Raw genomic sequence first — 17,180 nt, 5'->3', positions numbered from 1 at the left:
CTTTCTCATCAGGTGTAACACGATCTGTCCGCGTATCTGGCGGGGGAAACTTTTCCCGCGACCTTCGAGTCACCAGAACACAGCCCCTGCTTAAGGAATCGTACGTATGCCACGCTCTATCTGGAAAGGTGCCATCAGCTTCGGCTTGGTACACATCCCGGTGTCACTGGTCTCGGCCACTTCCTCCCAAGGTGTGGATTTCGACTGGCTGGACAAGCGCAGCATGGACCCGGTCGGCTACAAGCGCATCAACAAGACCACGGGCAAGGAAGTCACCAAGGAGAATATCGTCAAAGGGGTGGCCTTCGAGAAAGGCCGCTATGTGGTGCTCAGTGAAGACGAGATCCGCTCGGCCCACCCCAAGTCGACCCAGACCATCGAAATCATCGCCTTCGTCGACAGCGACCAGATCCCCCTGCAGAACATCGATACGCCCTACTTCCTGGCCCCGGACAAACGCGGCGGCAAGGTCTACGCCCTGCTGCGCGAAACCCTGAAGAAAACCCGCAAGGTCGCCCTGGCCAATGTGGTGCTGCACACCAAGCAGCACCTGGCCGCGCTGATGCCCCTGGAGTCGGCGCTGGTCCTGGTGATGCTGCGTTGGCCCGCCGAAGTGCGCAGCCTGGATGAACTCGAACTCGGCAGCGACGTGACCAAGCCCAACCTGGCCAAGGGCGAGCTGGACATGGCCAAGCGCCTGGTGGAAGACATGAGCGCCGACTGGCAGCCCGAGGAATACCGCGACAGTTTCCAGGAAAAAATCATGGCACTGGTGGCGAAGAAGGCCAAGGCCGGCAAGATCGAAGATGTGGAATCCCAGGAAGGCAGCGAGGAGCGCAAGTCTGCCGACGTGATCGACCTGACGGAATTGCTCAAGCGCAGCCTGGCCGGCAAACCGGCGGCGAAAAAACCGGCCGCGAAAAAATCCACCAAAAAGGCTTCTTGAGCCTGCCATCCGCTGGAGCACGCCATGGCAAAGCCTTTGAGCGAATACAACCGCAAGCGCGATTTTGAAATCACCGCCGAACCGTCAGGCAGCACGCCGACCGGCAAACGCAAGGCCTCGGCGCTGAGCTTCGTGATCCAGAAACATGCCGCGCGCAACCTGCACTATGACTTTCGCCTGGAACTGGACGGTGTGCTGCTGAGTTGGGCGGTCCCCAAGGGCCCGAGCCTGGACCCGAGCCAGAAACGCCTGGCGGTGCACGTTGAAGATCACCCGCTCGGCTACGGCAGCTTCGAGGGCAGCATCCCCGCCGGCCAGTACGGGGCCGGCGATGTCATCGTATGGGATCGCGGCGTGTGGCAACCGCATGACGAGCCGCGCAAGGCCTACGCCGCCGGCAAGCTCAAATTCACCCTGGTCGGTGAAAAACTCTCGGGCGACTGGACGCTGGTGCGTACGCGCCTCAAGGGCAGCGGCGACAAAGAACAATGGCTGCTGATCAAGGAAAAAGACCCGCAGGCGCGCCCCGCCGCCGAGTACGACATCGTTGCGGCCGAGCCTGACAGCGTACTCAGCAACGCATCCCTAGGCACTCCCAAGCCAACCGCAAAACCCAAACCCAAGGCCAAGGCCAAGCCGAAGAAGGCTGCAACCGCCCTCCCCGAGCAATTTTCCCCGCAGCTGGCGACATTGGTCGACCGCGCCCCCGAAGGCGACTGGCTGTATGAAATCAAGTTCGACGGCTACCGCATGCTGGCGCGCATCCGCGATGACGAGGTGCGCTTGTTTACACGCAACGGCCACGACTGGACCGAGCGCCTGCCGCGCCAGGCCAAGGCCTTGCAAGCACTCAAGCTCAAGGACAGCTGGCTCGACGGCGAAATGGTAAGCCTGAATGGCGACGGCCTGCCGGACTTCCAGGCGTTGCAGAACGCCTTTGATGTCGGCCGCAGCCTGGATATCGTCTACTACCTGTTCGACGCGCCATTCCTCAACGGCGCGGACCAACGCGAGGCGCCGGTGGAGCAGCGCCGGGCCGCACTCAAGGCTGCGTTGTCCGGCAGCCGCAGCAAACTGCTGCGTTTCTCCGAAGCGTTCGCCGCCAACCAGCGCGATATTTTCGAGAGTGCCTGCGACCTGGCCCTGGAGGGCGTGATCGGCAAACGTGCGGGCAGCCCGTATAGCTCCAGCCGCAATGCCGACTGGATCAAGCTCAAGTGCCGGCTGCGCCAGGAGTTCGTGATCGTCGGCTACACCCGGCCCCAGGGTTCGCGCAGCGGCTTTGGCGCGCTGCTGCTGGCCGTCAATGATGACAGCGGCCTGGTCTATGCCGGGCGCGTCGGCACCGGCTTTGACCAGGCTGCGTTGAAAACCATCTACGCCCAGCTCACGCCCCTGGAACGCAAGGCCTCCCCATTGGAAAAACCCCTGACCAGTGCCCAGGCGCGTGGCGTGCACTGGGTGGAGCCCACACTGGTCGGCGAGGTGCAATTTGCCGAGTGGACCCGCGAAGGCGTGGTACGCCAGGCTGCGTTTGTCGGGATGCGTAGCGACAAGCCCGCGGCACAGATCATCCATGAGCAGCCGCGCACGGCGAAATCGCTGAAAGCCCCCAAGGCCTCCAGTGCCAAAAAAACCAGCGACGGGGTGAACATTACGCACCCCGAGCGGATCATCGACACCCAAAGCGGCACGCAAAAGCAGCAGCTGGCCGCGTTTTACCAGAGCATCAGCGAGTGGGTCCTGCTCTTCCTGCGCCACCGGCCCGTCTCATTGCTGAGGGCACCCGAAGGCGTCGACGGCGAGCAGTTCTTCCAGAAGCACTCGGAGCGCCTGGCCATTCCCAACATCAAGCAACTTGACCCGTCACTGGACCCAGGCCACGCCCGCCTGATGGAAATCGACAGCCCTCGCGCGCTGCTCGGGGCCGTGCAAATGGGCACCATCGAGCTGCATACCTGGGGCGCCACCACGGACAAGATCGAGACGCCGGACCTGTTTGTGCTGGACCTCGACCCGGACCCCGCACTGCCGTGGAAAACCATGCTGGAAGCGGCGCAGCTGACCCTGTCGGTGCTTGACGAACTGGGCCTGGAGGCCTACGTCAAGACCAGCGGCGGCAAGGGCTTGCACCTGATCGTCCCGCTGGCGCGGCGCGATGGCTGGGACACGGTGAAAGCCTTCGCCAAGGCTGTCGCGCAGTTCATGACCGCTCAACTGCCCGAGCGTTTCACCGCCACCTCCGGGCCAAAGAACCGTGTCGGCAAAATCTTTATCGATTACCTGCGCAACGCGCGAGGCGCCAGTACGGTGGCGGCCTATTCCGTACGGGCACGCCCGGGCCTGCCGGTATCGGTACCGGTAAGTCGCGAGGAGTTGAAGGGGTTGCGCGGTGCGCAGCAATGGACGGTGGCCAACCTGCAGGAACGCTTGAATAGCCTGAAGAGTGACCCGTGGGCGGGCTATGCCAATCGGCAGAAGATCACCCGCAAGATGTGGGACAAGCTGGGCGCGACACCACCGGAGTGAGTCGTGCCCTTGCGCGGTGTCAGATCAGCACGAAGATCAACGCCAGTGCAGCGAAGATCGTCCACTTTTCCAGGTAGTAGCGCGTACGGTTGCGCTTTTTCAGTTCCTTGCCGCGCAGGCGGATCTTGTACAGGCGCGTAAACGCACGGTTCAGCCCGCCGGTCTTGTCCCCATCGTCGTTGGGCGAGCCGGCGGCGGCCATCACGTTGCGGCTGAACCAGCGATTGAAGGCGGCGGCCCAGCGGTATTTCATTGGCCGCTCGATGTCGCAGAACAGGATGATGCGGTTCTGCTGCGTGGTGTTTTCGGCGTAGTGAATGTAGGTCTCGTCAAACATCACCGGCTCGCCATCGCGCCAGTAGTAATTCTCGCCATCCACATTGATGTAGCAGCCAGGATCGTTCGGCGTCTCCAGGCCCAGGTGGTAGCGGTACGACCCGGCATACGGATCACGGTGACGCACCAGTTTCGAGCCCGGTGGCAGCTCGGCGAACATGGCCGCCTTGATCGAGCCGATGCTCTGCACCAGTTCGGTGGTGCGCGGACACAGCTTCATCGCCGACGGGTGGCTGTCGCCATACCACTTCAGGTAGAAACGCTTCCAGCCAGACTTGAAAAACGAGTTGAAGCCGACGTCGTTGTATTGGTCGGAACGCTTGATTTCGCCGGCCCGCATCAGGTTCTGGCCTTCCTGGCGGATTTCCTCCCAGTGCTCCTGCAACGGGCTCAGGTCGGGAAAATCACTCGGCGACAGGTACGGTCGGCTGGGCAGCTTCGAGAAGAGGTAGAGAAAGCAGTTGATCGGTGCAAGGAAGGTCGAGTGATCGCTGAGCTGACGGCCCAGCTTGTGCCGTACTCGACCGCGCAGGTGTACATACGCGATGGAGGCAACGTAGAGAACAACAATGATGAGTTTCAAGGGATTTCGTCACAAGTCAGAAGAGAACAGGCTGCTCCTGCGCGCCCACAACGGCCGAGGATGGATAGCAGCACCTGAAATCACAATTCACACAATCGGCACCAAGCCTGGTTGACAACCTGGTTCGTGGCCATTGGCAGTTATTTAGCCACAAGTTGTAACCAAAAGTTAACTAAGAATTGTGAAAAGCTGTCTTGTGAATGTGATGGGCGACGACCTCGGCGGGCAGGCTTTACAGCGCGCCCGCGAGGTTTCTGGCCCGTGCTAGCGCAGCGGGAGACGGCGATCGGCGGTCACCGAAAAAGGCCCGTTTTCACGTCGCACCTGCGCGAAGTGGGTAATCAATGCCAGCAATATACCCAGCAGCAGCCCGGCCACCACGCTAAGGGCGATAATCAACGCGCCCTTGGGTTTTATCGGGTTCAGCGGTTCCTGGGCCTGGCGGTCCACCGTCACCAATTTCAACGTACTCATGTCGATGTTGAGGCTGCGCAGCCGGGCCTCTTCTGCCCACAAGGGCTCCACGTTCTGCAGGAATATATCCTCATTCTTGCGATCGTTGAGCACCTCGACCTCACGATTCACATCAAGCATGCGCAGTTCCTTGCTGATCTCGGCGACACGACTGTTGGTGAAATCATCGTTGGTACGCCGTTGCAGTGCCTTGCGCTCAGCTTCCAGGACTTCCGTGCCCATGAAATACAGCGGCAGCTTCTGGTTGGTCACCACGGTGCGCATGACCTGGCTGGATCTACCGGAAGCATCAGCGCCCATGGCCGAGGGCGCAGTGGGAGTCCGGATGCCGACAGCCCTGGCAATCGAGATCGCCTCGTCGAGTTCCGCCAGGTGACTGGTACGCTCCATCTTCAGTTGCAAGTGCAAGGCGCTGAGTTCGTCCTGCAGTCGTGCGCGCTTGACCTTATCGTCCTCCAAAAGCCTGGCGATTTTCGCCGCCTTGGCGGTTTCGTAATTGCCCCGCGCCGCGTCAATTTTGCCCTTGAGCTCATTGAGACGGTTGTTGACGATCACCTTGAAATCCGCGCCCACCTGGCTGCGCTCCTGCGCAATCGCGTAGTCGACGAATCCGTTGAGAATCGCCACGCCGTCAATGCCCGTGGGGTACTGCATCTCCACCCGGATCGAACTGTTGAGGGGTTCGGATTTCTTCGGATCCGGCAACATCAGGTTGATGGCATTGCGATTGAACGCTTCAAAGCTCTGCTCCAGGCTTCGCCCTGGACGCTGGAACGCTTCGAACAGTGCCGGGTTAGCCCGGAAAAAACCCAGGCGGGCCTCGTAAGAGTCCAATTGCATGCCCACCTTGGCCAATGCCTCGGCGGGCGGCAGCCGGTAGACGTCAGAGCGATTCAGGGCATCCAATTCATTGATCGCTGCAGGCCGAAGCACACTGCTCACCTGGTAAACCCTCGGTGCCAGAAACGCGTAGCCTACTCCCAGAAGGCCCGCCAGAATCGTGCAACCGATGACCCGTTTCTTTTGCTTCCAGATCGCGTGAAACAGTTCAAATAGATCAATCTCGTCCGACGGTAAATGTTGATGAAGCTGGGGAGTGTTATTCAAGATTCATACACCCTGATGAGTTGAAATCCAGTGCCCAAAAAATCAAACCTGGATAACGACTGAATAAACAGGGGGCAACGTCCGGGCACACGATACACATGGCCCTCTGCCGGCAGAGGGACCACCCAATTGATTGAACCTTCACACCTGACGGCGTGACGTTTCATTTCAGTTACCCGGGTGTCATGACTGGCAGACACCCGGAGCATAGACGGTCCGTTACGAGACGTTACCCGGCGGCCAGGCAAAGTAACGCTAATTGCCTGTCGGGAAAGGAAAAATTACATTTAAACCTGAAAAATAAGACAATTCCTACACGCGGTTAAGCTTCTGGTACGCAAACCTGCCACATTGTCCCTAACGATCAGCGATTGGTCCTTCAGCAAAAAGGAATTTGTATGTCATCCATTTCAGACCCGGATTTTCTAGCCCTGCAAGGTGCCTGGGAGCAGACCTCACTCGAAGACAACGGCGTGCTCAATCCCCCCGACGCCCACACCGCTCCTGGAGCAATCACCACGATTACCGGCGAGCACTTCGAAGTGAAGACCGTCAGTGGCGAGGTGTTGCTGGCTGGACGGTTTTCCCTGGACAGCACCACGTCTCCCAAGAGCATTACCTGGGTGGACTCCATGGGAGAGGATGCCGGCAAGCAATTGCCCGCCAGTTATCGCCTCGAAGGGGATGAGTTTGTGTTTATTGCCGCAGATGAAAGTATGCCCAGGCCCCTCTCGTTCAGTACTGGCCCAGGTCAAACCATGCGCACTTTCGTACGCCGTACTTGACCCCGGTTCATCCGAACTTGCGACAGCATTTTCACAAAGCCTTCACTTGCGGGTCTATAGGGTGAAGCCTACCTACTCCAGTGATTCCCTTAGCCCGCCTCTCCTCGCGGGCTTTTTTTGGCCGGTCGGAAAGCCCCGACTCAGGGCGCACGCTTGGTCGCGGCGAGGGTAAAACACAGGGGTAATTGCGCAGGCTGGTGCTCGTACTGGTCGTAGAGTTCTTCGCGATTGGAGTGGGCGTATTCCTGCAGGTGGTTGATCTGCAGCTGCGCGTCAATCGCGGCACTGACCACATCCCCCAGCGTATGCACATACCAATAGGAGGTCGGCCCGGCCACTTCGCCCTGCCCTTCATAGACAATCGACTCCTGCAGCACAAACGGCTCACGCTGGAAGTACGAATGGGCGGGCAGCAGCGGATTTTGCGCGCGGGGGTCGAACACCTCCAGGAACGGATGGGTTTCATACATCACCAGCGTGCCGCCAGGCTTCAAGGTGTCGGCGACATGATGCATGAACAGTGCCACATCCGGCATCCAACCCAGCACACCGATGGTCACCAGGGCAATATCAAATCGCCCGTGCAGATGGTGCGGCAACTGGTGAATATCGCTTTCGATAAATTCCGGGCTGTGCGGAGAAACCGCAGCCAACTCATGGGCCTGCTGCAAAAACGCCCGGGATTGGTCGACTCCCACTACCGAACGCGCGCCGAGGCCGAACAGTGAGAGGCTTTCGCGACCGTTGTTGCAGCACAGTTGCACCACGTCCTTGCCCGCGACGCCGATGTCGTGCAGCAAGCCGGTGATGGTGGGGTCCAGGCAGGAAAAATCCGCAGCGCCGACCCGGCTGAGCAGCGCGTTCCAGGTGTCGGTGGTCTTGTGCAGGCCGGCGGATTGGTCCCAGGCATCCTTGTTAGAGGTGATCGCCTGCTGAGCTGAGGGCATGTCCATTGCGTCTCCAGATAATTGTTACAGCGAGGGACTGAAAATAAGCCAAGAGCTTGCGGATTAAAACCCCGGAAGACGTACGAAACTTAACGCAAACCTTGCAGGTCACTACGCCATGCAGTGTTCAGCCGTTGAACACCCTCTGCGAAGACCGCGCCATGGCCAAGCCCTCCGATCTGCGTAATACCCTATCCCTGGACGGCCTGAATTTCTTTCTGGCAGATGTGCGCGACGGCCTCGGTCCGTACCTGGCGATTTATCTGCTGGCGGTACACAAGTGGGACCCGGCCAGCATCGGCGTGGTCATGACGCTGGCGGGGATTGCCGCGCTGATCACTCAAGGTCCGGCGGGCGCACTGATTGATCGCACGCGCAGTAAGCGTGCGGTGATTGCAGTGGCGGCGATTTTGGTGACGGTCAGTTGCCTGCTGCTGCCATTTGTGAGTTCTTTCAGCCTGGTGGCCGTTACCCAGGCGGCCAGCGCCATTGCTGCCTCGGTCTTCGCCCCCGCCATCTCTGCCATCTCTCTGGGAATCACCGGGCCGCGCGCCTTTACTCGCCGCACCGGGCGCAACGAGACCTTCAATCATGCCGGCAATGCCGTGGCCGCGTTGCTGGCCGGGGGCCTGGCGTATCTGTTTGGTCCGGTGGTGGTGTTTTACCTGATGGGGTTTATGGCGGCAGCCAGTATCGTTGCGGTCAGTTGCGTCTCGGCGAAGGCGATCGACCACGAGGTCGCCCGTGGTTTCGACCCGGCCCACACCAATGACCACGAACAGCCGTCTGGCATTAGCGTGTTGTTGGCCAACCGCCCCCTGCTGGTGTTTGCCATTTGCTGTGCGCTGTTTCACCTGGCGAATGCCGCCATGCTGCCGTTGGTCAGCCAGAAGCTGGCGCAAATCAACCTGCAGATGGCCACACCACTGACGTCGGCCTGCATCGTCGCGGCGCAATTGGTGATGGTGCCAATGGCGTGGCTGGTGGGCCTCAAGGCCGATGTGTGGGGACGCAAGCCGCTGCTGCTCGCCGGTTTCCTGATTCTGCCCTTGCGCGCAATGCTCTATACGCTGTCCAACGACCCCTACTGGCTGGTGGCAGTGCAGATGCTCGATGGCATCGGCGCAGGGATCTTCGGCGCGCTGTTCCCGGTGATCGTCAAGGACCTGACCCAGGGTACCGGACGCTTCAACGTCAGCCTGGGCGCGCTGTCGACTGTTTTTGGCCTGGGCGCGGCATTGAGCAGCAGCCTGGCCGGCCTGGTGGTGCAACAGGCTGGCTACAACGCGGCGTTCCTGACCCTCGCGGGCGTGGCTGCGGTGGCCTTGGCGCTGGTCTGGCTGGCGATGCCGGAGACCTTGGTGAAAGCATCTTTCGCCTGCCATACAACTGTCGCCTGACATATGCGACAATGCGCGCCAAATTCCAACACACATCCCCCATTTTTTGCTCAGCGACCGGGTTTCGCGCCTTGATGTCGCTGTTGATGCATGCCTGAAGGCTCCTGCCGCCACGCTCGCAACCCATTGATAGGTAAAGTAATTGATCTCCACAGCTAACATCACCATGCGGTATGAAACGCATCATGGTGATTAGCGGTGATCAGTGTTTGCTGGGCCAAGTCGGCATGAGTAATCACCCGTAACGCACCGAAATGCACCCGTTGGTTCCAGACCTGGTCCCAGCGGGAAATTTCCAGGCCATGCCGCAAATGCATAACAACCTCCCCCGGCGTCCAGCCGACCGAACACAAATTACTAAACTGCCCACGCTTCATGAGGTATATCGTACGGCCGCGTTCGGCCAAAAGCGGTCGTTTTCCAACGTCACAAATAGGTTAATTGAGCTGTCATCTTTCACTACGTAATTCCTCCTCTAGCCACCCGATCAGCGCGCCCACCTCAAGCCGATCTTCCCCTCCCTGTCGTCTAAAAACGGATATCGCATCAGCTAAAGGGACACTTTCTGCGCAAGGTCTCACCAGCGCACCGCTTTCAAGAAGCCTCGCGGTGGTTCTGCGCCACCCCATTGCAATGCCGTGCCCCTCGACGGCGGCCTGGAGCATTAAGGGGTAACTATCAAACACCGAGCCCTGGGGATAACCATCTGATGTTTGTCCAAACGCCTGCAGCCAGCTATCCCACTCCATGAAGTACGGTGGCGTGGTGCGATGGTGTAATAGCGTATGGAGGCGAAGATCGCTGATATCGAGCGACTGTCGGGCAGTCAGGTAATCGGGACTACACACTGGAAACACTTCATCAGCGGCGGTGAACGCCAGAACATGCAAGCCGCTGGGGCGTCCGGTGCTTTGTAAGGCCACGTCAAAATGATCATTGAATTCCGTCAGCGGTCTAGTGGACGTCGCGACCTGGATCTCGATTTCCGGGTGTAGCTGGTGGAACGTCGAAAGACGCGGCATTAGCCAATAGAACGCTTCGCACAGCTGACACAGTAAAACGACACGGTTTTTGCGAGGTGATTTACGAAGGGTGACGGCACTATCGCTGATACTTTGCAAGGCGGTACTCACGACGCGGCCTAGCTCGCGCCCCTCCTGCGTCAAAAATACTGCGCGGTTGCGGCGGCAAAAAAGCTTCAATCCGAGATTCTCTTCAAGCCCACGGATCTGGCGGCTAATCGCCGCTTGCGTGATGTGCAATTCATCGGCGGCCTTTGAAAAGCTTTCCAGTCGAGCAGCAGCTTCGAAGGGCAGCAAACTGGCAAGCGGCGGCAATGACTTTCCAAGCGTATTCATAATCAGACGTTATGCATCCAAGACTGAGAACTCGTTTGTAGCATACCCTTGACGCTGTGCAACATGGGCTAAACACCTAACGGATACGTCTGATGGCCACTGCTCACTTAAACATCATCACCGGAGTGACCCTTGCCGTGGTCGCGACCCTGAGCTGGGCTCTGAATTTCGTGGCGCCTTACGTCACCGGCCCCTACAACATCTACGATTTGTTGGTCATTCGGTTTCTGATTGCCGGTGCGCTGGGTGTGGGTGTCGTGATGCTCTATCGAACCCAACTTCGGCTCCTGCGTCGCGATCAGCAGTTTCTCGCCGCAAGTCTGGGTGTTATCGGATACCTCGGATACAGCACCTGTATTGCCGCAGGTGTCATTTTTGGCGGGCCAGTGCTGACTCCAGCGTTTATTGGAATGGTGCCCGTCTTGCTTGCACTGCTCAGCAACGCTAAGAAAAAAACGATTCAATGGCGCAGACTGACAATACCGCTGACTTTTTTGACGGGTGGGCTTTTACTGTCGAACATCAGCAGTATCAATCAACCCGTGAGCGGCGACGGTTCGTGGTTTATGGGGTTGGTTTTTTCGATCAGTGCCGTTGTCTTGTGGCTCGTATTCAGCTTGCTGAACCAGAGTGCCCTAGGAAAACTCCGCGGCAATGCGTCAGGTATCTGGACAGGTCTCATGATGGCGGGCGCAGGAATGGGCACCTTGTGCTTGTTACCGGTTGTGCAAGCACTCGACCTTCTCAAGCTGCCAACCCTTGGTTTCAGTGTTTCCCTGGCAGGAAATCTGTACGTCTGGGGCTTCGTTATTGCAGTGACGTCCTCACTAGTTGGGGCCTGGGCGTGGAACGCAGCGTCTCGTCGCCTTCCCATGGTGCTTTCCGGGCAACTAATCTCCCTTGAATCGCTGTTCGCTACGATACTCGGCTTGGTGTTTCATAGCCGGTTGCCAACGCCTATAGAAGTGTCAGGTCTTGCCGCCGTTCTCGTAGGTGTGGTTATGGCTGTGCGTATCATCCTAACTTCAGTCGATAACCCGCCCAGCACGATAAGAAAAATCCGCTCCATTTGCTCCTGACAGTCGTTATCCAGCACTGAAACGGTCTAAAGAAGATAACCATATTGGATTTAGCTGACTGTTTTGGGTCTAGAGCGGACATTCATAACGTTGAGTGGGCTCCCACGCGTCAAATGCTAAGCTGTTCACTCCACCAGAGGAACGCCGATGCCCAACTCAGACCTGCTCCCTTCCCTGCTCTCCAAACTGTACGAAAACCAGCTAGCCCTTGAGGCTTCCATCATGGAGCTATCTAACTGGGTCGAGCAGCGCGGATCCGCTGATGTGGCTGAGAACATACGCGGCGCTCTGCATACGATCGACGAGAACGAAGAGTTCATCAAGCTGACTCTGGCCGTCCTCATGGCGCCTGACTGATCGTCGGGTAAACGTGCAGTTCGTCGGCGAACGACTAGCGCATTACCGCGCCTCGATTACTGTATGTACATACAGCATTCGGAATCACACCCCATGAACATCGACGAAGACACCTGCGGGTGGCTTGGGATACCCACGCCTCTCGAAATGCACAAACAGCACGCCCGCTTACTGGAGAATGAGATCAAGGAACTTAACCTGCAGCTACGCAAGGCCAGGGCGGACATCTTCGGCCTGGTCGCGATGCTGGCTGAAGCGCAGGCAAAGAAAGACGAATTCTCAGGATATCTAAGGCAGCGCGGCGCCGAAGCAGCGGTCATGCGTAAGCAGATCGACACCCTCACAACATCAGAAAGAGTCAACGTGCGCGAAGTCGAGAGGCTGCGCGGGATGCTGAACGACCTGATGTCCCGCCCGAAAACCATCGTCTAAGCTCAGGTTTCAGATTGAGGGCTTGGCCATGTGCGGAAGACTTTCCCAGTACAGCGGCATTCACGACTTCGTTGCAGCGCTGAGCATGCCCAATGCACTGGCGAACTCCGTCGGTGAATTGCCGCTCGAGCGCTACAACGTCGCCCCGACAACCCAAGTCGCCCTGCTCCACCTGCAGGGCGATCTGCTGCATGCCGACCTGGTGCGATGGGGATGGCGGCCGCACTGGGCCAAGGACCGCGCAGCGCCGATTAATGCCCGCGTCGAGAAGGTGGCCCACGCCCCGTTCTTCAGGGCGATCTGGCCACACAGGGCAATCACGCCGATCGATAACTGGTTTGAGTGGGTGGACGAAGGTGGACCGAAGAAACATCCCTACCTAATACGCCGGTGGGATGGCGAGCCCGTGCTGTGCGCCGCCATAGGCCAACTGCCCGACAGCGATGAAGGCCCAGGCGAGCATGACGGCTTCGTGATCATCACCGCCGACAGCGCCGGCGGAATGGTGGACATCCACGACCGGCGCCCGGTAGTGCTGACGCCAGAGTTCGCGCGGGAATGGCTGGACCCTGCCACGTCGAAGGAACGCGCAGAACAGATGGTGCTGCACCAGGGTGAGCCGTCGGATGTTTTTGAGTGGTTCAAGGTCGACAGTGCCGTTGGCAATGTGAAGAACAAGGGCTCGAGCTTAATTGAGCGATCAGGTTGACAGTGGCACTTTGCCTTACTTATAGTTTTGCTACTCCGTCTTGCACGGTAAATGGGGATTTAGCTCAGTTGGTAGAGCGGCGGCCTTGAAATCCGCGCGTCGGGGGTTCGATTCCCTCAGTCCATTCAGAAGCCCTGGCTAAAATGCCGGGGCTTCGCTTTTTCGGGGTTAATTTTTGGTCAAGGGACTTATCGCTCTGACGTAAGCCTGACACGCCCGTAGCGCGATCAGTCCTTGGTCGCCTGCGTCGGTGATGGCGATAATTCGTTGAGCATGCGCTGGGTCAAGCTGGGCTCGACGGGCAGCATGAACCACGCCGACGGCGCCGGGGGTGGTAGGCACGTTGCAGCCAATGGCTGGATCCTCGGCAAGGAGGACTGACAGGCGCACATCAGCAGTGGCAAGGCGATCGCGCAGAAGAGCCTGGCTGCGTTGGGCATCGGATAATTCCTTGGTGTGTTGTTGGTCTTGGGCGGCGAGCTTCTGCTCTGTGGCCAAGCGCTTGTCCTGCTCGGCGCGAGCCCCCGCCGCTGCGGCATTGCCGATTGAGGTCAGGTCAGCCTCAAACTGGGCGCCCTGCTCTGCCAGTAACTTCCCGAAGCGCCAGTCCTGCACCTGCCAGGTGCCCGCGGCGCTGATCACCATCGCCAGCAGTATCGCGGCCAGGATCTGCCCGGGCGTCATGCCAGCACCTTCAGTGCCTTCTCGTACAGCGCCTGACGGTCGGCCAACCCATTCAGGCCGCCATTGATGCGACGGGTGATCTTCACGAACTCGCCTTGATCCGCCAGCGTGTTCAGGCCTTTCGTAGACCAGAACCAGGCCGCCGACATCGCAGCGTACTGCGGCTGTTCCAACAGTGTGGGTTGATTGATCAGGTCCAGGCCCAGCGCCTCGCCGCAAGCCGCATTGTTCGCACGGCCCGTGATCTGGATCAGGCCCCGCCCACGGTATTTGGAGCCATCACCCGGCACGGTATTGCCAAGGTCAACGCGGCCTTCGTAGCCGGCCTGCTGCGCCGTCGGCCCCCAGATCTCACGCACGTAGCGCAACTGGCCTGACTCATGCCCGGCCTGGGCGATGAATGCGGCGATACGCAGATTGGTAACGATCCCATACTTGCCCATGGCGGCGTTGAGCACAGGAACAAAAACGCCGGCTTGGCGGCCGGCGTTCGGTAGAATCTGCAGCAACTGCTGCTCAGTGATCGGCATGCTTTTCTCCAGGCAAAAAAATACCCGCTCATGGCGGGTGACGGTGTTCTTGTGGCGATCAGCTTGGCGCCACTGGACGCTTGCTGCTATCTGGAAAGTCGGGGTTGGTGTCAGTCCACTTGCGCAGGGCCAGCCAGTATTTCTGCCACTGCTGCGCGGTGCCGGGGATGCCCTCCTCGCCGTACTCAATGGCCGTTACGTTCTGTTGGGCCTTTGGCATTTCCGAATCACGCCAAGCGTTTTCGGTTGGTGCCAATTTGGCGTTTCGCGTTTCCAGTGTGACGCTCCATGTACCGTCTACCTGGGCTGTGTAATCGAGTGTATTTTCTCCATCAGGCCTGGCTTCCGACATCAGGATGTATCCATCAGGAGAATCACCTCCGGTCTCGTCAACGATTTGGAAACTTTCACCAACCTTTGCAAAAACCCTCATGCTTTAACCCTCCATACGCGCACGCGACAAGGCAAAGACGACACACCAGAACCCGTGTTTGATGATGTTGAGCCCCCACCCCACTGATACCCGATCAGAAGAGAGCCAAGCCCTGTAGAGGTCCTGATAGCGTCCACACCCTGTGCCGACCGTACGCCTGATGCGCTGCTGTTATTGCCATACCATCCAGGTGAAACCCACTCTCCAGCATGCAGCACTTGTGCTTCGCAAATTACCGGATGACCCGGAAACGGGTTTGGGTTGGTGTACTGGGTAGATACAGCAACTACGGCGGGGGATGCTTCGTTACCGCCATTTGGATACACATACGCAAACCCCAGAGAGGTATCCAAAGTCTGAATCTGACTCGACTGATTACTCACCGTCGTAGCCAGCGCCGTCACGTCTACCGATCCTGGGTTTACCGCCTTGCCCGCCCCGACCGTACACCAGATAACGGTTTCGTTTGATCCACGTGTTTCAGTGCCTGTGCGGGCAACACGAGATGCGTCAAATCCCCATGTATACCCAGCCGCCGAAACTGGCGATGGGCGGGCTCCTACAGAAACGGCATTTCCTACAAACGCTCCGGTTGCATCCGTAGGATTGATCATTGCCACCGAGCTTGAGACAACCGAGCCCGTAATATTTTGCAACTGGTCTGTCTGGTGCAACCCTGGCGTGCCCGCCGAGTTCTTGCCATCTCCCCGCAATACCATGGCCGCAGTCGTGTTGCCGTCGGCGTGCCTCGCATTGGTGTCCGGCATGCGGAATGTGGTCGATCCATCGCCGCTGGAATACCTGCCGCGGGACGTGTAAGGCGACGCAAGCCAAACGGCATCCGTCACTGAGCTTGCAGAAACCAGCGCCCAAAGATCAGGCCAATCGGCCCGATTGAGCAGTTGGCCATCACGGGCAATCCAACCGGCAGGTATTGTCGCCCGAGAAACGGACCATGGCACGATAGATCCAACAGGAATTCCTCCGCCTGCTTCCTTGTATACGCCTCCCGCAGTTAGAAACTTATCCTGGTCGCCAGAAACAGCAGCGGGAACCAGCCCCTTTTTGCCCGCGACAGTTGCCGTGGCGCCGACCATAGTTGCGATGCCTTGACGCAGCTTGTCGAATCCGTCCGTAGTAATCGCGAGAAGCGAAGTGATGTCGTTATTATCACCGCTTGCTGCTTTACCTTCAGTGACCTCCTCAGCGCGATCTGCTGAGTCTTTAGCTGCAGCCGCCGAAGCTGCCGCCGCTTGCTCCGACTGGATAACAGAATCACGCGCTGTTTCAGACCGTTCGGCAGCCTCACCGGACGCCTGGGCCGAGTTCTGGCTTTGCTGAGCCGCCAGTTGCGCGGCGTTCTTGTTGTCGGTGGATGCCACAGCGGCAGCGGTTGCGATGTCCGCCTGCTCAGTGGCCACAGCCTTCGACTGCCCTGCTGACTGTGCCGCCTCGGTTGCAGCCGCAACCTGCTCCTGCATGTCAGCAACGCCACTGGCGATCACCTTGGTGGCGGCTCGCAACGCGTCAGCTGAGTCTTTGACGTAACCCTGCATCGGCGCGAGGGAGTAGCCGCCCGCGGTCACAGCAAGGCCCTGGTAATCTGGCGCAATCGAGAGCGCCGTATTACTGGCGATATTGATGACTTCGTACCACTCACCGTCAGGCCCGCGGAACGCATCACCGACGCGAGCGTTCGCGATGAAGGATGTGCCGGTGCCGAGCACGGCATTGCTGCCAGGTGTCACAGCAACTGTGCCTGTTTTGTACCAGGTCATATAAATCCCCTAAGAAATAGGCTTGGCAAATACAATAGGAATGAAGAAACTGACCGAGTTATTTACACCAATAATGTAAGGCTCAAGTCTATTAGTGCCGTAATTCCACACAACATATAGCTTTGCTGCTCTCGTCGAATTGCCCCCTACATCCATGCCCACATTATTTATAAGCATGTAATCTCCAGTATCTAATGGAGAATATGCTGTCCAATTAGATCTGGTCGTACCCTGCCCCGTCTGACTCGAACCCGTATATGTCCAACTGGTAATTGTCCGTGTGAACTGCGCACAGGGGGTTCCGCTATCGAATAGTAAATTGGAGGCGCCATCCCATAGCCGAAGACCATATTTTGCAAGCTCACGCGATTTGAAGGCGGCACAAAAGTAATTACCAGCACCTGAAGACAAGAATGAAAACCCAGTCCAATTTCCCGGTCCGCCACTGATGGTGGTGTACTGGAAGGTAGTGCTACCGTCTGGACGGACAAATACCAAAGGAGGCTCAGTCGTTGTAATGGCGGGGGAGAATACGGCGCCACCCGAGTATCTGCCAGACTGTACAATCACAAGCCTGGAGAACTCAGAGTCGAGCGTTACCACGTCGTTATTGTTGGTAAACGTCAAGCCGAATGTCATCTACCTATCCTTCATAACTAACAACCGCTGAGGACCAAGTCCATTAATTGCATTAACTGCCCCGGTACGATTGC

General features: G+C 58.4%; 17 protein-coding genes, 1 tRNA gene and 1 pseudogene. 9 read left to right on the top strand and 10 right to left on the bottom strand.

The window, feature by feature from the left end; all coding sequences use genetic code 11:
- Window positions 1–106 precede the first annotated feature (106 nt).
- Window positions 107–946 (top strand): Ku protein, encoded by an 840-nt coding sequence (locus QMX97_RS02470; protein WP_065905007.1) that lies wholly within the window; start codon window positions 107–109, stop codon window positions 944–946.
- Between the two features lie 24 nt (window positions 947–970).
- The gene (gene ligD / locus QMX97_RS02465) at window positions 971–3,475 is read left to right on the top strand and encodes a DNA ligase D (RefSeq protein WP_282395830.1); all 2,505 of its coding nucleotides are present in this window, start codon (window positions 971–973) and stop codon (window positions 3,473–3,475) included.
- Between the two features lie 19 nt (window positions 3,476–3,494).
- On the opposite strand, the gene lpxO is transcribed toward ligD, so the two are convergent.
- Together lpxO and QMX97_RS02455 are read right to left on the bottom strand one after the other, a co-directional pair.
- Window positions 3,495–4,394 (bottom strand): lipid A hydroxylase LpxO, encoded by a 900-nt coding sequence (gene lpxO, locus QMX97_RS02460; protein ID WP_282395829.1) that lies wholly within the window; start codon window positions 4,392–4,394, stop codon window positions 3,495–3,497.
- A 264-nt stretch (window positions 4,395–4,658) separates the two neighbouring features.
- On the bottom strand, window positions 4,659–5,975 hold the full coding sequence (locus QMX97_RS02455) for a Wzz/FepE/Etk N-terminal domain-containing protein (RefSeq protein ID WP_120448503.1): 1,317 nt from the start codon (window positions 5,973–5,975) through the stop codon (window positions 4,659–4,661).
- Between the two features lie 398 nt (window positions 5,976–6,373).
- Between QMX97_RS02455 and QMX97_RS02450 the strand changes: the two genes are divergently transcribed.
- On the top strand, window positions 6,374–6,760 hold the full coding sequence (locus tag QMX97_RS02450) for a TIGR03067 domain-containing protein (RefSeq protein ID WP_213551499.1): 387 nt from the start codon (window positions 6,374–6,376) through the stop codon (window positions 6,758–6,760).
- 140 nt (window positions 6,761–6,900) lie between these two features.
- On the opposite strand, the gene QMX97_RS02445 is transcribed toward QMX97_RS02450, so the two are convergent.
- Window positions 6,901–7,713, bottom strand: coding sequence for a class I SAM-dependent methyltransferase (locus tag QMX97_RS02445; RefSeq protein WP_282395828.1), 813 nt, complete (start codon window positions 7,711–7,713; stop codon window positions 6,901–6,903).
- A gap of 155 nt (window positions 7,714–7,868) precedes the next feature.
- Between QMX97_RS02445 and QMX97_RS02440 the strand changes: the two genes are divergently transcribed.
- A complete protein-coding gene (locus tag QMX97_RS02440) occupies window positions 7,869–9,107 on the top strand; it encodes an MFS transporter (RefSeq protein WP_106805676.1) in 1,239 nt (412 codons plus the stop codon).
- 161 nt (window positions 9,108–9,268) lie between these two features.
- Here QMX97_RS02440 and QMX97_RS02435 read toward each other — a convergent pair whose 3' ends face one another.
- Both QMX97_RS02435 and QMX97_RS02430 read right to left on the bottom strand, forming a co-directional pair.
- Entirely contained in the window at window positions 9,269–9,424 is a 156-nt protein-coding gene (locus QMX97_RS02435) for a hypothetical protein (RefSeq protein WP_003218462.1), read from the bottom strand.
- A 132-nt stretch (window positions 9,425–9,556) separates the two neighbouring features.
- The gene (locus QMX97_RS02430) at window positions 9,557–10,465 is read right to left on the bottom strand and encodes a LysR substrate-binding domain-containing protein (RefSeq protein WP_282395827.1); all 909 of its coding nucleotides are present in this window, start codon (window positions 10,463–10,465) and stop codon (window positions 9,557–9,559) included.
- A gap of 92 nt (window positions 10,466–10,557) precedes the next feature.
- Here QMX97_RS02430 and QMX97_RS02425 point away from each other — a divergent pair, with 92 nt between their 5' ends.
- From QMX97_RS02425 to QMX97_RS02405, 5 genes are all read left to right on the top strand, one after another.
- A complete protein-coding gene (locus tag QMX97_RS02425) occupies window positions 10,558–11,544 on the top strand; it encodes a DMT family transporter (RefSeq protein WP_003218464.1) in 987 nt (328 codons plus the stop codon).
- Between the two features lie 147 nt (window positions 11,545–11,691).
- Entirely contained in the window at window positions 11,692–11,901 is a 210-nt protein-coding gene (locus QMX97_RS02420) for a hypothetical protein (RefSeq protein WP_134326553.1), read from the top strand.
- A gap of 93 nt (window positions 11,902–11,994) precedes the next feature.
- The gene (locus tag QMX97_RS02415; protein WP_282395824.1) at window positions 11,995–12,333 is read left to right on the top strand and encodes a hypothetical protein; all 339 of its coding nucleotides are present in this window, start codon (window positions 11,995–11,997) and stop codon (window positions 12,331–12,333) included.
- Window positions 12,334–12,361: 28 nt separating this feature from the next.
- On the top strand, window positions 12,362–13,042 hold the full coding sequence (locus QMX97_RS02410; protein ID WP_282395822.1) for an SOS response-associated peptidase family protein: 681 nt from the start codon (window positions 12,362–12,364) through the stop codon (window positions 13,040–13,042).
- A 53-nt stretch (window positions 13,043–13,095) separates the two neighbouring features.
- Window positions 13,096–13,166: transfer RNA gene (locus QMX97_RS02405), tRNA-Ser, on the top strand.
- A 44-nt stretch (window positions 13,167–13,210) separates the two neighbouring features.
- Here QMX97_RS02405 and QMX97_RS02400 read toward each other — a convergent pair.
- From QMX97_RS02400 to QMX97_RS02375, 5 genes and pseudogenes are all read right to left on the bottom strand, one after another.
- Window positions 13,211–13,726, bottom strand: a complete 516-nt coding sequence (locus tag QMX97_RS02400; RefSeq protein WP_282395820.1) for a lysis system i-spanin subunit Rz — start codon at window positions 13,724–13,726, stop codon at window positions 13,211–13,213.
- Window positions 13,723–14,256, bottom strand: a complete 534-nt coding sequence (locus tag QMX97_RS02395) for a glycoside hydrolase family 19 protein (protein ID WP_282395818.1) — start codon at window positions 14,254–14,256, stop codon at window positions 13,723–13,725. The genes QMX97_RS02400 and QMX97_RS02395 overlap by 4 nt, the downstream gene beginning before the upstream one ends.
- A gap of 58 nt (window positions 14,257–14,314) precedes the next feature.
- Window positions 14,315–14,689 (bottom strand): hypothetical protein, encoded by a 375-nt coding sequence (locus tag QMX97_RS02390; RefSeq protein WP_282395817.1) that lies wholly within the window; start codon window positions 14,687–14,689, stop codon window positions 14,315–14,317.
- Window positions 14,690–16,203: 1,514 nt separating this feature from the next.
- Window positions 16,204–16,467, bottom strand: a pseudogene (locus QMX97_RS02380) (phage tail protein); the annotation flags it as partial.
- A 9-nt stretch (window positions 16,468–16,476) separates the two neighbouring features.
- Window positions 16,477–17,106 carry a hypothetical protein gene (locus QMX97_RS02375; RefSeq protein WP_282395816.1) on the bottom strand — a complete coding sequence of 210 codons (630 nt, stop codon included), beginning with the start codon at window positions 17,104–17,106 and terminating at the stop codon, window positions 16,477–16,479.
- Window positions 17,107–17,180 lie beyond the last annotated feature (74 nt).

Origin of the sequence: Pseudomonas sp. PS01298 (genome assembly GCF_029959745.1) — a bacterium.
GTDB classification, from domain to species: Bacteria; Pseudomonadota; Gammaproteobacteria; order Pseudomonadales; family Pseudomonadaceae; genus Aquipseudomonas; species Aquipseudomonas aylmerensis.
This window is presented reverse-complemented; position numbering and strand designations above follow the sequence as displayed.